Origin of the sequence: Massilia sp. IC2-477, assembly GCF_020707265.1 — a bacterium.
GTDB lineage: Bacteria > Pseudomonadota > Gammaproteobacteria > Burkholderiales > Burkholderiaceae_D > Telluria.
Genome location: NZ_JAJFEQ010000007.1, coordinates 65,555 through 79,518, shown reverse-complemented (window position 1 = coordinate 79,518; position 13,964 = coordinate 65,555). Strand labels below are relative to the sequence as shown.

General features: G+C 61.5%; 15 protein-coding genes. 7 read left to right on the top strand and 8 right to left on the bottom strand.

Features of this window, described 5'->3' with window-relative positions:
- The first annotated feature begins 2 nt into the window (after positions 1–2).
- Both LK542_RS15560 and LK542_RS24840 read left to right on the top strand, forming a co-directional pair.
- The gene (locus LK542_RS15560) at positions 3–2,570 is read left to right on the top strand and encodes an EAL domain-containing protein (protein ID WP_227812584.1); all 2,568 of its coding nucleotides are present in this window, start codon (positions 3–5) and stop codon (positions 2,568–2,570) included.
- A gap of 93 nt (positions 2,571–2,663) precedes the next feature.
- A complete protein-coding gene (locus LK542_RS24840) occupies positions 2,664–2,786 on the top strand; it encodes a hypothetical protein (RefSeq protein ID WP_267877555.1) in 123 nt (40 codons plus the stop codon).
- A 30-nt stretch (positions 2,787–2,816) separates the two neighbouring features.
- Here the strand turns inward: LK542_RS24840 and LK542_RS15555 are convergent, their stop codons facing one another.
- From LK542_RS15555 to flgA, 8 genes are all read right to left on the bottom strand, one after another.
- The gene (locus LK542_RS15555; protein ID WP_227812583.1) at positions 2,817–3,215 is read right to left on the bottom strand and encodes a GtrA family protein; all 399 of its coding nucleotides are present in this window, start codon (positions 3,213–3,215) and stop codon (positions 2,817–2,819) included.
- Positions 3,216–3,233: 18 nt separating this feature from the next.
- A complete protein-coding gene (locus tag LK542_RS15550) occupies positions 3,234–4,181 on the bottom strand; it encodes a WxcM-like domain-containing protein (protein WP_227812582.1) in 948 nt (315 codons plus the stop codon).
- Positions 4,165–5,139, bottom strand: coding sequence for a glycosyltransferase family 2 protein (locus LK542_RS15545; protein WP_227812581.1), 975 nt, complete (start codon positions 5,137–5,139; stop codon positions 4,165–4,167). The genes LK542_RS15550 and LK542_RS15545 overlap by 17 nt, the downstream gene beginning before the upstream one ends.
- The gene (locus LK542_RS15540; protein WP_227812580.1) at positions 5,114–6,217 is read right to left on the bottom strand and encodes a DegT/DnrJ/EryC1/StrS aminotransferase family protein; all 1,104 of its coding nucleotides are present in this window, start codon (positions 6,215–6,217) and stop codon (positions 5,114–5,116) included. Before LK542_RS15540 ends, LK542_RS15545 begins: the two co-directional genes overlap by 26 nt.
- 14 nt (positions 6,218–6,231) lie before the next feature.
- Entirely contained in the window at positions 6,232–7,854 is a 1,623-nt protein-coding gene (locus tag LK542_RS15535; RefSeq protein WP_227812579.1) for a glucosyltransferase domain-containing protein, read from the bottom strand.
- Between the two features lie 213 nt (positions 7,855–8,067).
- Complete coding sequence (locus LK542_RS15530) at positions 8,068–8,538, bottom strand: flagella synthesis protein FlgN (RefSeq protein ID WP_227812578.1); 471 nt, start codon at positions 8,536–8,538, stop codon at positions 8,068–8,070.
- A gap of 6 nt (positions 8,539–8,544) precedes the next feature.
- Entirely contained in the window at positions 8,545–8,877 is a 333-nt protein-coding gene (flgM, locus tag LK542_RS15525; protein WP_227799361.1) for a flagellar biosynthesis anti-sigma factor FlgM, read from the bottom strand.
- Positions 8,878–9,004: 127 nt separating this feature from the next.
- The gene (gene flgA, locus LK542_RS15520; RefSeq protein WP_227799360.1) at positions 9,005–9,706 is read right to left on the bottom strand and encodes a flagellar basal body P-ring formation chaperone FlgA; all 702 of its coding nucleotides are present in this window, start codon (positions 9,704–9,706) and stop codon (positions 9,005–9,007) included.
- A 163-nt stretch (positions 9,707–9,869) separates the two neighbouring features.
- On the opposite strand from flgA, the gene flgB reads away from it, so the two are divergent.
- The 5 genes from flgB (at position 9,870) to flgF (ending at position 13,916) form a co-directional block, all read left to right on the top strand.
- A complete protein-coding gene (gene flgB, locus LK542_RS15515; protein ID WP_227799359.1) occupies positions 9,870–10,289 on the top strand; it encodes a flagellar basal body rod protein FlgB in 420 nt (139 codons plus the stop codon).
- A 9-nt stretch (positions 10,290–10,298) separates the two neighbouring features.
- On the top strand, positions 10,299–10,700 hold the full coding sequence (gene flgC, locus LK542_RS15510; protein WP_159702469.1) for a flagellar basal body rod protein FlgC: 402 nt from the start codon (positions 10,299–10,301) through the stop codon (positions 10,698–10,700).
- Between the two features lie 13 nt (positions 10,701–10,713).
- Positions 10,714–11,424, top strand: coding sequence for a flagellar hook assembly protein FlgD (locus LK542_RS15505; protein ID WP_227799358.1), 711 nt, complete (start codon positions 10,714–10,716; stop codon positions 11,422–11,424).
- A 43-nt stretch (positions 11,425–11,467) separates the two neighbouring features.
- Complete coding sequence (locus tag LK542_RS15500) at positions 11,468–13,018, top strand: flagellar hook protein FlgE (RefSeq protein ID WP_227799357.1); 1,551 nt, start codon at positions 11,468–11,470, stop codon at positions 13,016–13,018.
- Positions 13,019–13,175: 157 nt separating this feature from the next.
- Positions 13,176–13,916 (top strand): flagellar basal-body rod protein FlgF, encoded by a 741-nt coding sequence (flgF, locus tag LK542_RS15495; protein WP_227799356.1) that lies wholly within the window; start codon positions 13,176–13,178, stop codon positions 13,914–13,916.
- Positions 13,917–13,964: the final 48 nt, after the last annotated feature.

Here is a 13,964-nt window from a genome sequence, read left to right as displayed (position 1 = left end):
TCATGAACGGCCTCCACAATTACGTCGACGACCTCGCCCGCGAGATCGGACTGGACCGCGAGGAAGTGGAAGCGCGCAAGGCTTTCCTGGAACTGAGTGAGGCGGATGTCGAGGCCCTGCGCGACGTCCACGAGCTGCTCGAGTGCAACCGTGACGCGTTCTCGGACCGCTTCTATGCGCACCTGATGTCCTTCCCGAAGCTGCGCGCGATGCTGGGCGATGGCGCCGAACGCCGCCTGCGCCACGTCCAGGCGTCCTACTTCAGCAGCCTCACGGCGGGCGACTACGACGAAGACTACATCCGCGAACGCCTGCGCGTGGGCGCCACCCACCAGCGCATCGGGCTCGATCCGAAGTGGTACATCGGGGCCTACCGCAAGTACCTGGCCGAGATGGTCGGCATGCTGGGCCGGCGCCTGCAGGCGCAGCCGGAGCGCTACGAGGCGGCGGTCGATGCGGTGCTGAAGATCGTCTGCTTCGACATGGGCCTGGCGCTCGATACCTATGCGCACGCCAGCCAGCGCAGCAGCCTGCAGAACCAGAACTACCTCGAACAGGTCATCGACGGCATGCCGGCCGGGCTGTTGGTGGTCGACGCCGAGCTGCGCGCCCATTCGATGAACCGGATGATGGCCGACCTGCTGGGCGTGCCGGACGGCCTGCTGCTGGAGCAGCGCCCGGCGCTGGAAGCGCTGATTCCCTGCGACGAACTGGCCAACCGCGCCGCCGAGGCGCTGGCCTCGGGCGCGCCGCACGACAACGTGCTGGTCACGCTCGACGGCCGCGCCGACGGCGTGCGCTATGTCGACTTCAACATCCGCCGCACGCGCAAGGACGGCAGCTACATGCTGCTGCTGATCGGGCAGGACATCACCTTCCGCCGCAGGGCGCGCATGCGCCTGCAGGAAAGCGAGGAGTTCTTCCGCCTCACCTTCAACCAGGCCGCGGTGGGCATCGTGCTGCTGGGCGGGGATGGGCGCGTGCTGCGCACCAACAGCAAGATGTCGCAGATCCTCGGCTACTCCGAGATCGAGCTGCTGCAGCGCTTCTACCAGCAGCTGATGTGCGAGGAAGACCTGGCCGAGGAACAGGCGCTGATCAACCGCCTGAAGGCGGGCGAGATCAGCGACTACCAGCGCGAGAAGCGCCTGCAGCGGCGCGACGGCGCCCAGGTCTGGGTCAGCGTCAGCGTCTCCGCCATGCGCGACGCCAACGGCAGACAGCGCTTCATTTGTGTGGTCAAGGACATCCAGCGCCAGAAGCAGGCCGAGGAAGCGCTGCTGCGCATGGCCAATCACGACGCCCTGACCGGCCTGCCGAACCGGGTGCTGATGCAGGACCGCCTGGGCCAGGCCATCATGCACGCGCACCGCGCGGGGCGCCAGGTGGCGGTCATGTTCATCGACCTGGACCGCTTCAAGCACGTCAACGACAGCCTCGGCCACGATGCGGGCGACGCCCTGATCGTCGAGATCGCGCGCCGCCTGTCCGCCAGCCTGCGCGAGAGCGATACCGTGGCGCGCCAGGGCGGCGACGAATTCGTGGTGGTGCTGCCCGACCTGGCCGGCCAGGACGACGCGACCAAGGTGGCGCGCAAGCTGCTCGACAACCTGTTCCAGCCCATGCTGCTGTGCGGCCACGAGGTGTTCCCTTCCGGGAGCATCGGCATCGCGATGTACCCGCGCGACGGCGCGGACAGCGCCACCCTGCTCAAGTGCGCCGACAGCGCCATGTACGGATCCAAGGGGCAGGGCGGCAACCACTATTCCTTCTACGCGAGCGAGATGGGCGAGCAGGCGGCCCTGCACCTGCGCATGGAAGGCGCCCTGCAGCGCGCCCTGCAGCGCGAGGAATTCCTGCTGGTCTACCAGCCAGTGGTGGACATCGGCAGCGGCCGCGTGGCCGGCGTCGAAGCCCTGCTGCGCTGGCAGCCGGTGGGCCGGCCGATGGTGTCGCCCGCCGAGTTCATCCCGCTGGCCGAGGAAACCGGCCTGATCGTGCCGATCGGCGACTGGGTGCTGGCCACGGCCATGCGCCAGCAGGTGGCCTGGAACGAGGCGGGCCTGGACCCGGTGCGCATCAGCGTCAACCTGTCGGCGCGCCAGTTCCTGGGCCAGGACGTGGCCCAGCGCGTGGCAGCGCTGCTCGAGGAAACCGGCTGCGACCCGGCCATGCTGACCCTGGAAATCACCGAGAGCGTCCTGATGGAAAACCCGGCCGCGGCCACCGAGACCATGGGCCGGCTGGCGGCGATGGGGGTGCAGCTGGCGATCGACGACTTCGGCACCGGCTACTCGAGTCTGGCCAGCCTGAAGCGCTTCCCGATCCACAGCCTGAAGATCGACCGCTCCTTCGTGATGGACCTGACCCAGGACGCGGACGACGCCGCCATCGTCAACGCCGTGATCGCGCTGGCCCATTCGATGAAGCTGAACGTGATCGCCGAAGGCGTCGAGACCCGCGAGCAGCTGGCCTTCCTGCAGGAACACGGCTGCGACCAGATGCAGGGCTACTGCTTCAGCCGGCCGGTGGCGCCTGCAAGCATCGCGGTCTTGCTGGCCAGGAGTTAGCCTGGCGTGGGCCGATTCCACCACCCGTGGGGGGCCTCCCTGAACAACATAAGCCCCATAATTGTTTCCTGTTAGAACAATTATGGAGCCTGGATGAAACTCAACCGCCTGTTTGCCGCCGCCTTCGTGGCGATCTTGCTGTTGGCTAGTCATGCTGGGGCGAATGCTGCGGAAGCGATTGGCCCCATCGCGCTCAGTCAGGCCGCCGGACGCTGAGCCGAGAAGGGTGCGTCCAAACGGTCGTTCTCATGCGTGTTTCACGAAAATCGTGCGGGAAAGCACATAGGTAAGCGGTATGGTGACCACGACTGCGATTAATGGTGCTACCCGCTCGTCCTGGCCGATGAGTTCGACCCATGCATACACGATGCCGGCGCCGATCAGGTACTGGAACAGATAGACCAAGGGCAGCAAGAGTGCCGAGGCCGCACCGCGGTGGCTGTTGAACACAAATAAGCGATTCAGCAGGTAGGCGATGACCAAGCCAGCCACATAGGTAATGGCGTAGCTGGTCTTGTAGGAAAACGCGTTCAGCAGGACGAGGTAGAGTACATAGGTCAGCAATGTATTCAAGCCTCCTGCCAGCAGGAAGCGCACCACGGGCCGCTGCAAAAGCGCACCCGCGCGAAGATAAAGCTCAGCCATCAGCCGCTGTCTTTCTTCTTATGCATTTACCAGGCGCAGGTACTCGTCATAATTCCGGATGTAATCGGCGGAATCATAATGATGGGAAGCGAAGACGAGCAAGACCGCGTCGCTCGAATACTTGTATTGAATACCCCATACCATTGGCGGCAGATAAATTCCCTTTTTGCTTGAGTCGAGCACGAATTCTTCTCGGTTGACCCCGTCGAAAGCCACGACGTGCACCGAGCCCTTGAGTACGGTCAGGAATTGGTGGCAAACATGGTGGGCGTGTTCGCCTCGCGTTTCCGCAGTCGGTACGTCATACACCAGGAAGTAACGCAGGGGTTCGAACGGGATTTCCTTGCCAAATTCCCCCACCGCCAGCTTGCCGCGAATATCCGCGACTTCATCGATATGGTGGATGGTGACGCCCTTCACCGTCGTGGGAATCACGCGTGGAGGTTTTTCGGCCGGACGCGGCGCCGAGAATTCAGTGCCGGTCGGCCGCGCATCGACATAGCCGACGATCTTCGCAGGGTTCCCGACGACAATCGCATTCGGAGGGACCGAACGTGTCACCACCGCGCCCGCCCCGATCATGGCGCCTTTTTCAATCGTGATGCCAGGCAGGATGGTGGCGTTGGCACCAACCGAAGCGCCTTGCCGGATTACCGTGCGCCCGAATTGCTCAGGATATTTTTTACTACGTGGAAAAATATCATTGGTGAAGGTGGCATTCGGGCCAATAAAGACATCGTCTTCCAGCGTCACACCGTCCCATACCTGCACGCCGCATTTGATGGTGACCCGATCGCCGATCAGCACGTCGTTCTCGATAAAAACATGATCGCAAATATTGCATTCCGCACCAAGGCGCGCATTCGGTAATACATGGGCAAACGCCCAGATGCGCGTGCCCGCGCCGACATGTTCCGACTCGCACAGAGCATGCGAGTGAACGAAATAATCAGGTTTGGCGTTCATTGTTTGATCCGAAAACAGATACTTTCATGGGGATGGCAAGCGGGCGCTTCTTCGTATTTTCGTAGGTTCGCCAAGCGTAGGAACCTACGATGCCGATGCCGAGGAGATTGATGGAGCCGAGCAGCGCAATGGTCAGGATAGTCATTGCATACCCGGGGACATCGATCAGGCCTTGCAGGCGCGCGACCAGGACGATGATGCCGAGCAGACCGGCAGCCATGGTCCCCAGTGCGCCCAGGCGGACTAACAAGGTGATTGGCAGATCAGTGAACGAAAACAGACTGTCCATGACATAGCGCCACTTCTTGTGGAAGGTCCAGGCTGACTTGCCGTGCTGGCGCGCTTGACGGATATACGACACCGTCTTGCGACGAAAACCGAGCCAGAATAGCTGGCCGACGAGCGAGGTGTTTTGCTCCTGCAATTCAAGCAGCATGTCGCGGAAAAATTTGTTGCATCCGAACATATCGACGCCGCCGGGAGGAATATCTGGCATCACGAACTTTCGGTACATCCCCCAGTACAGGCGCGAGAAGATCCTCGAGCTCAACGGATCGTTCCTGGCCTCGCGTACGCCAAGAATGACATCGGCCTCGTCGCGCACGAGGATCTCATTCATGTCCAGCACGAGCTGGGGCGGCTCCTGGAGATCGGCGGCCATTACGGCGAACCTGTCGCCCTTGCCATGCTCGAGTCCAGTGCGGATCGCCGTGAACGAGCCAAAATTGCGGGACAGCAGAATAAGTTGCGAACGAAACGCACAGCCCGGCAGGCGCCTGCGCAAGTTTGGATAACAGGCGTCGGGGCTGCCGTCAACAACGAACACCGCTTCGAAATCACCCTTCAGGCTGGTATCGAGACCATGAATGGCCGCCAGCAGGTCGTCGAGCGACTCTTCATTGCGATAGACCGGAATGACCAAGCTTAGCATTTCAGGCAGCTGCTTCAGCGTAAGCATGCACCGCGTCGATGACGCGCTCGACATCTTCGCCCGACAAGCCGGGGAAGCACGGAAGTGTGACAATCTGTGCGCATGCCTGTTCCGTCACCGGTAGCGATACCGACTCGAATCCCGGATAAGCTGTCTGCAAGTGGTCGGGAACGGGGTAGTGGATGTCTGTACCGATACCTTTTGCCTGCATCGTTTCGATAAATCGGGCGCGCTCGCCGACACGGATAACGTATAGATGCGCCACGTAGTCCTCCCCCAGAGAATGCGGCAACTGCAACCCCAGGTCGGCGAAGGCGTCGTTGTAACGGCGGGCGATGTCACGTCGCGCCGCGTTCCACGCATCCAGTTCCGGTAGTTTGGTTCGTAGCACGGCGGCCTGCAATTCGTCCAGCCGGCTGTTACGTCCCCCTGGCACGTCGACGTGGTATTTCTTCGACCATCCATACTGACGCAGTTGGCGGATCTTCTTGTCGAGTTCTGGATCACTGGTGACAATGGCACCGCCGTCACCGATCGCACCGAGATTCTTTGTCGGGTAGAAACTGAAGCAGGCGAGATCGCCGAACGAGCCTGCCATCTTGCCATTTCGCCGCGCGCCGTGCGACTGTGCACAATCTTCAATGAGCGGCACCGCGGCCGTGCGTGCCAATTCCGACAATTCCTCGATGGCGGCCATTTGTCCGAACAGGTGGGTGACGATTACTGCATCGACGCCGTCCTGGAGCGCACACCGAAGGGAAGCCGGCGCCATCGTCAGAGTCTGCGTGTCGACATCGATATACACAGGTGTGGCGCCCACCGCATGGACTGCAGTACTTCCATAAAAACCCGCGTTGGCGATCAACGCAACCTTTTTGCCGGGACCAATACCTAGTGCGCGCAACGCGATTTCAAGAGCATCCGAGCCGTTGGCAACGCTGATGCAGGATCTGGCTTGAACGTAAGCGGCAAATTCGGCTTCGAACTTGCTTACTTCCTCACCAAGGACGAACCAGTTGCGTTCTACCACACGCTTCATCGGACCGACGAGATCCAGTCCCGCATTGGCTGTTGCTGCAGAGAAGAGGGGAACAATCGCTTGCATCAAAAATCCTTGAACTATTTAGATGGAATATGGGCTTGATCAGGCTGATCACCGAGTTTTACCAAGAAATTATCGCCGACACGTTTTATCGAGCCAGGACGAGGCCACACCTCCATAGCGGCGAATTCTGGCGTGAGTGCAAGGCGCGATGCAGGATCTAGCGCGCCGAGCTGGCCGAACCCCAATACCTTCATGTATCCGGTGATGCGTGCGATATTGCCTTTGTCCCAGCCGAAGAAGGACGCACTGGTCACACTCGAATCCTGCTGAGGGTAGACGCCAGCCTGGATATTAGCGCGGTAACCATAAAAGTCGACAAGAACAGGTTTGTTCGCGGGTCCGTTATGCATTGTCAAGATTTGTTTGCCAATATCTTGGGCGATCATCCTGTCGAACGCCTGGCTCATAGAAGCGCTGGCGATATATTGGGATAACAGGTTAACGAGTTGCAACTGATAAAGTCCAAGGACTAAGACGGCGCACGGCAGCCACCGTTTGCTCGTTTTGCTGAGCAGCACGATCGCTAACAGCCAGACAACGTAGGTCAGCGCCAGCATCGAACGGTTGGGTAACTTCACGGATCCCGTTGCGATATTAAGGAAAAACGGCATCAGCAATATGCAGCATAAGAGCACGGCTGAGCCCAACCACGCCTTCCGGCTACCGCGAAATGTGGCCAGTATTGCTGCGAGCATGAAGGGAAGGGCAGCCCACATGCTGGCGCCATACACGTTAGCTGAGCCGACGTAGGTTTCGAGAATATGTTTCGCTAGATTGCCAAAGAACCAGAAGGGAGCATGCAGCATGATTTCTGGATGCACGAACTGCTCGATGTACGAGGGCGCAATGTGCAGCGTATGCTGTAATGCCTTGTTGATGGCGGCATAAAGAACTACTGAGGCTACTAGCAACATGCCGCTTGGCACGACGTGCCGTATCAATTCCAGGAAGGATTGGGCTAGCGGCTGGGGTTGCGTGTGGGATCCTTGCATGCTGCGAGCGAGGCGGATCCCCAAGGATATGCTCAAGAATACCAGCAGCAGCGACTGATAAGCGCCTGCAGCAATGGTAAGCAACAGGACGATACAAGCAGCTCGCGAAGGATGTTTGGAGAAGAACCGCATCCCATCAATGTTTCGCGCCAGATACGCGGCGCAGGTCGCGCACAAGAAGCCAAGTCCAGTTGCTGGAACATTAGCGGCGAACTCAGAAATTGCCCACCATGCCGGGAAACAGACAAAAGCGAAATAGCTGACATACGTCTTCCAGCTAACCTGGAGTCCGTGGCTACGTACCAGCAAGATATATGCTGCCGCCTGCGTTAAGGCCAGGAAAAGATATGGCGAATAAGGGAGGGCAGGCTGTGGAAATAAAAGGAGCTCTACCAAGAACACGGTAAAACGGTTCTGTGCTATCCATATATCCGGCGTTGACCTGATAGCTGCCAGCTCGTCGTCAATCGACAGCGAAAACGTGGAAATAAAGTAGAGGTTTGCAAGAATGCTAAGAAATGCCAGGATCGCAAACTCGGCAAGCCGCACATCATTGCGAAGACACCAGGAGACCAGGTGCCCTGAAAAGGCGTTTTGGGGCGAGCTTATATCTTTTTCCAAGCGGTCATCAACTCGTCCCAGCATCGTAAACCCTTAACAGATAGTCATTTCTTCACTGAAATATGCAGGGTACGTGGTTTTTTTGCTATCGTCAATTGTGTGCAGGGGAAAGAAGCGATAGTTCAAAAGAAAGATACGGTGCTTGGAGAAGAAGACAGGATGTGCTACTGATCAAGGGGCAAGAGTAGCTCGAAAAGTTCAATCAACTTAAGTGATATACCCTGTCCGGCGATCTGTTCAGCCGATCACATAGCGTTTCGACGGCCCGCTGCCGACTGCCTGGCCGCTGGCGCCGTAGACGCCGCCGGCTTCAGGCCCGGCCGGCATGCGCAGTGCGTTCAGCACGCCCTGGTTGTGCGCCAGCTGCTTGTTGATCAGCATGCCGTTGACGCGGTTGAGTTCCTTGGCTTCGCGCGCCAGCGCCAGGAGCTCTTCCCACTGGGCCCGCGCCTCCTCGCTGCCGCCCACGGCCAGCCAGGGCTCCATGCCGGCTTCCGAGCCTTCGCAGCCGGCCGCCAGCAGCGCCGCGTGGCGCTGGGCCGACAGTTCGGCGAGCGCCTGCAGCAGTGCGTTCTTGCGGGGAGTGGTTTGCGCCAGCCCATCGGCGTCGGCTGCGACGAGCAGCTGCTGTTCCTGTTTCATCAGCTCGATGAGGGAGCTGACGTGTTGCACTTCTTGAGGGACGGTCGTGATTGGGCTGGTGGGCATGAAGGTTTATCGCTTGCGTGAATGGAGCAAGTCGCGCACGGTGTCGAGCAGGCCGTCGGCGACTTTCTCGGAGTTGACCTGGAACTGGCCATCGGCGATGGCCATCTTGATGCGTTCGACCTTCTTGGTGTCGAACACGCCGTTGTTGCCGCCCACGGCGCTGGCCATGGCCTGGCCGGCCGAGGACAGGCGCACGCTGTCGGTGGCTGCCGGGGTCGGGGTCGATGCGGCGGCGGTGGACGTCGTGGCCGCCTTGTCGGCGCCGCGCGCGTTCGCGGTGCCGTTGGTATTGGTCGGCTGAAGGCCTGGGTTGCTTTTGAGGGTATCGTTGATTTTCACAGCATCATCCTTCTCTGGTCGGAGCCGGAAACTCCGGTATCTGCTTCGTGTATCGGCAAGGATTTCACAAACTTTAGCGCAGAAGAAGGTGGTCGAATGAAAATATGCGGTTTCGCTGCCAAGGGCGTCAGATCGCCACTTCGATGATGCCGCCAGCGCGCGCCGTGCCGCTTACCACGGTGCCCGCCTGGGTGCGCGCTTGCGCCACCTGACCTTCGCCGGCATTACTGATTGCGCGCGCTTCGCTCGATACCGAGAAGTTCGTGCCTTTCGTCACCAGGCGTACCGCCTGGCCCTGCTGCACCACGGGCTTCGATTTCAGCGTATCCAGGCGCAGCGGCGTACCGGCGGGCAGGGAAGCGGTTGGCGTGCGGCCGATCGCCTGGCTCATGTCGGTGATGATGCCGTTCGGCATGGCGGCAATGTCGCCCTTCATCATGACGAGCTGGCTTGCGTCCACCGGCTGGCCCTGGGCCAGCGGCACGGCGGCCGCGACGTAATCCGCCACCACGTTCACGGTGGCCTGAATATACACCGTCCACTGGGAAGGCAGCGTGCAGCGCACCCCGACCGTTGTTTTTCCCCACGCCCGCGCGCCCGGCTGCTGGAAGGCTTCCGGCGCCGGGCAGCTGGCCAGGCTGGTGCGCGGGTCGACCTGGCCGACCTTGACCGTCACCTGGCCCGGCAGGCCGGCGGTCTGGGTCTGCAGGTATTGCTCGACGACCGTGCGCAGCGCCGGCAGGTTCTGGCGCTGGAGAGCGGACTGGGCCTGTTGCGCGCACGCGAAAGGCGCGCAAACGAGCAGGAAGGCGGCAAGGCTGCGTTTCATGGAAAAGTCCGGCAGGGAAACTGGGAATGCTGCCATTGTAGGCAGCGTGATTCCGTAGTGAAACTTTGAATAGCCGGGGTTTGGCGGCCTTTATCGATCGATTGGGAAGTGTTGCCTGTCCGTATCATCGGTGCTGTCCCAACAAGTCTCGCCAGGAGGCGGCATGATCGGCAAGATCGACCAGTACCTGAGTTTCAACGAAACAGCCCTGTCCCTGCGTGCCCAGCGCCAGGAACTGCTGGCGTCGAACATCGCCAATGCCGACACGCCGAACTACAAGGCGCGCGACATCGATTTCAGCAACGCGCTGCAGAACGCCCTTGCCGGCAAGACCGGCAATCCGGCCCAGCTGGCGACTACCGCACAGAACCACATCGGCCGCGGCAAGCCGGGCGGCGACCTGCTGGCCAACGGCACCCCGGTGCTGTACCGCGGCGAAGTGCAGGGCAATGTGGACGGCAACACGGTCGACATGGACGTGGAGCGCAACCAGTTTGCCGACAACGCGCTGCGCTACGAAGCGGGAATCACCATGATCAACCACCAGATCAAGGGCCTGCTGGCGGCCATCCAGGGCCAATAAGGTTAATTTATGTCGCTCTTCAATATCTTCAACGTTTCCGGTTCGGCCATGAGCGCCCAGGCCCAGCGCCTGAATACCGTGGCTTCCAACCTGGCCAACGCCGACAGCGCCACCAGCCCCACCGGCGAAGCCTACCGCGCCAAGGCGGTGGTGTTCGAGGCCGTGCCCCAGCAGTCCGGCGCCACCGCCGTGCGCGTGCGCGAAGTGGTCGAGGATCCGTCGCCGCTGAAGCAGGTCTACGACCCCAAGCACCCGATGGCGGACGAAAAGGGCTATGTCTCGATGCCGAACGTGAACGTGGTGGACGAGATGGTCAACATGCTGTCGGCCTCGCGCTCTTACCAGACCAACGTCGAGACCATGAATGCGGCCAAGACCATGCTGCTCAAGACCCTGACCCTCGGTCAATAACCAAGACTAGATCATGACCACCGTCACCAACACCACTGGCACCGCGAACATCAACGACCTGATGTCGACCATGAACGGCAAGAAGGCCGAAGTCGACGGCGTCGAAGCCGATACCAACAAGTTCATGACCCTGCTCGTCACCCAGCTGAAGAACCAGGATCCGCTGAACCCGCTCGACAATGCCCAGGTCACCAGCCAGCTGGCCCAGCTCTCCACCGTCACCGGCGTCAACAAGCTGAACGCCACCCTGGAATCGCTCAAGACCAGCTACCAGTCGGCCGAAGCGATGCAGGCGACCAACCTGATCGGCCATGGCGTACTGGTCGAAGGCAACAAGCTGGGCCTGAGCCAGGGCAAGGCCATCCTTGGCGTGGAGCTCGAGAGCGACGCCGACAAGGTCGAGATCGAGATCACCAGCGCCAAGACCGGCAAGGTGGTCGCCACCATCGACCTCGGCGCCCAGGAAGCGGGCGTGCTGCCGGTCGCCTGGGACGGCGTGCCCGACCCGGACGACCTGGATGCCGACGGCAAGGCGAAGGTGCTGCCGGACGGGACCTATACCTATCGGATCAATGCGACGCGCTCTGGCGAAGCCCTGACCGATGCCCGGGCACTGTCCTTCGACAGCGTTGCCAGCGTCACCACCAACAGCAAGGATGGCGTCAAGCTGAACCTGCCGGTCAAGGGCGTGGTCACCATGGCCGACATTAAACAAGTTCTGTAAGCCGAGCCGCTTACTTCGCACCACTTATTTTCAGGAGCAAACCATGTCTTTCCAACAAGGCCTGAGCGGCTTGAACGGCGCAGCCAAATCCCTCGACGTCATCGGTAACAACATCGCCAACTCGAGCACGGTCGGCTTCAAGGGCTCGACCACCCAGTTCGCCGACGTCTACGCCAGCTCGCTGAACGGCGCCGGCGGCATCTCGGCCGGTATCGGCGTGAAGGTGGCCAATATCGCCCAGCAGTTCACGCAAGGTAACGTGGAAGCCTCGAACAACCCGCTCGACATCGCCATCAATGGCGCCGGCTTCTTCCGTACCGAAGCCTCGGGCATCGTGCAGTACAGCCGCAATGGCCAGTTTTCGCTGGACAAGAACGGTTTCCTGATCAACGCCCAGGGCGCCAAGCTGACCGGCTACGGCCTGAACCAGAACGGCCAGCTGGTGGCCGGCACCCCGACCCCGCTGCAGATCGACACGTCCGACCTTGCGCCGGTGACGACCACGGCGGCGAAGATCGAGCTGAACCTCGACTCGCGCAGCCTGAACCCGACCAATTCGCCCTTCAACGCGGACGATCCGACCACCTACAACAAGCAGGTGCCGATGAGCGTGTACGACACGCTGGGCAATGCCCACACGATGTCGACCTACTACGTCAAGACCGGCCCGGGCACCTGGGACGTGTACGCCGCCAACGACGGCACCGAAGTGACCAACCTGGAAGTCGCCAGCGCCGCCACCGGCACCGGCCCCACCTTTACTGCGGTGAACAATGCCCGCGCCGCCTGGGAAGCCGCGACCAAGGCCGTACCGCCGGTGCCGGCCACCATTGCCGCCGCGCTGAACACCTATGCCACCGCTGCCGCAGCGATGGTGAGCGCTGCTGCCGGCGGTGCCGGCGCGACTACCACGCACCAGACCGAGATCACCACCGCCGCCACCAATGCCGCGGCGGTGCCGGGCGCGACCCCGGACGAGATCGACGCCGCCATGACCAAGACTGTCAAGGTGAAGGCGCTCCCGGTCGGCAAGCTGGTGTTCGACACCAACGGCGGCCTGAACAAGGCCCTCACGGAGGATGCCGCCGGTACGGCGGGCGGCAAGTTCGCCATCAGTCTGCCGGTCTTCCCGTCGACCGGCTCCGAGAACACCATGCCGATCACGATCGACTTCGACGGCACCACCCAGTACGGCACCAAGATGAGCGAGAAGAAGCTGAGCCAGGACGGCTATGCGGCCGGCACCCTGCAGCGCTTCAGCACCGGTACCGACGGCACGATCCTGGGCCAGTACAGCAACGGCCAGACCAAGCCGCTGGGCCAGGTGATCCTGGCCAACTTCACCAATCCGAACGGCCTCGAGCCGCTGGGCAACAACGCCTTCGCCGAATCGTCCAACTCCGGCGTGCCGCTGCTCGGCACCCCGAACTCGGGCAGCTTCGGCGTGCTGCAGCAATCGGCGGTGGAAGCTTCGAACGTCGACCTGACGGCTGAACTGGTCAACATGATCACGGCGCAGCGCGTGTACCAGGCGAATGCGCAGACCATCAAGACCCAGGATTCGGTGCTGCAGACCCTGGTCAATCTGCGCTAATCGAAATAGCAGACGCTCGCTGACCCGTGGGGTATCAGGGCCAGCGGCCCTGATTACGAGCCGCCTACCCTACAGACTCCACGAACCGTAGGGTGGGCGGGTCTCCCGCCCACGCGTTCAGCCAGCATAAGCGCAGCCGTACAATGGAGAGAACAAAATGGACCGCCTGATCTACACCGCCGCCAGCGGCGCCAAGCACATCCTGGAACAGCAGGCCACGACCTCGAACAACCTGGCTAACGTGAACACCACGGGCTTCCGCGCCCAGCTGGACGTGTTCCGCGCGGTGCCGGTGCAGAGCGAAGGTTTGCCCACGCGCGCCTTCGTGGTCAATTCGACACCGGCGGCGGACTTCACGGCGGGCGCGCTGCAGGTCACGGGACGCGACCTCGATGTCGCGATCAAGGGGCAGGGCTGGTTCGCGGTGCAGATGCCGGACGGGACTGAAGCCTATACCCGCAACGGTTCCCTGCAAACCAGCCCCAACGGCCTGTTGACCACCGCCGGCGGCGCCACCATCGCGGGCGAGGGCGGTCCGATCACGATCCCGCCGGACGTGACCATCACCGTGGGCGGCGACGGCACCATCTCGACGATCTCGACCACCGACCAGCCGGCAGCCGCCAATATCCTGGGCCGCCTGAAGCTGGTCAATCCACCGACGGAGAACATGGTGCGCGGCGACGACGGCCTGTTCCGCCTGAAGGATGGCGGCACGGCCCAGCCGGATCCGGCGGTGAGCGTGGCAGGCGGCGCCCTCGAGGGCAGCAATGTCAGCGCCGTCGATTCCATGGTCAACATGATCAACCTCGCACGTTCTTTCGAGACACAAATGAGCCTGATGAAGAACGCCGAGAATAACGCGATGAAAGCCACCCAGATCCTCGCTTTGAATTGATAGTTGCTCCAGCATAATTCTCCTGTACGTGGCGGACTTCGTCTGCCG